The organism is Verminephrobacter aporrectodeae subsp. tuberculatae (assembly GCF_026127385.1).
Taxonomy (GTDB): domain Bacteria; phylum Pseudomonadota; class Gammaproteobacteria; order Burkholderiales; family Burkholderiaceae_C; genus Acidovorax; species Acidovorax aporrectodeae.
The window spans coordinates 1-629 of sequence record NZ_QZCX01000011.1; the positions used below are offsets into that span (position 1 = coordinate 1).

At 68.7% G+C, this 629-nt stretch carries 1 protein-coding gene; it reads right to left on the reverse strand.

The genetic code is table 11. The features are described 5' to 3' along the window. A partial coding sequence (locus D5041_RS21885) for a SwmB domain-containing protein (RefSeq protein ID WP_265285829.1) occupies positions 1 to 629 on the reverse strand: 629 nt, incomplete at both ends.

Sequence of the window (629 nt, forward strand, 5' to 3'; positions counted from 1 at the left end):
TCGGCTGCGCTGTTGTTCGTCACCTCCTGGTTCGTGAGCGTGTCCGCGCTATTGCCGGCCGCGTCCTGCATGAGGGCGTTGCCGCCCGCGGGCCGGGTGTAGCTGACGCGCACCGCCTCGCCGCTGTCCACGTCGCGGTTCAGGTGCAGCGTGACGGTCTTGGCCGTGGCATCCACCGTGACGTCGTCCACGCTGATGGCCACGCCGCTGGCGCTGTTGACTGCAAAGGCCGTGGCGGGGGCCGTATGGGCCGCGTTCAGACCCAGGCTGCTTGCCTCGGTGTAGCTCAGCACCAGATTGCGCCCGTTCACCGCGGCGCTGCGGAGCACCGGGGCCGTGGTGTCGGGAGCGGTGTTGTTCGTCACCGCCTGGGTGGTGATGTTGGCCGCGTCATTGCCGGCAACGTCTTGCAGCACGTTGTCGCCCGCGGGCTTGGTGTAGCTCAGGGTCACGGCCTCGCCGCTGTCCACGTCACGGCTCAGGTGCAGCGTGACGGTCTTGGCCGTGGCATGCACCGTGACGCTGTCCACGGCTATGGCGAGGCCGCTGCCGCTGCTCACCGCAAAGGCTGCGGCGCCGGCCGTATGGATTGCATCCAGACCCAGGCTGCTGGCCTCCGTGTAAGTCAG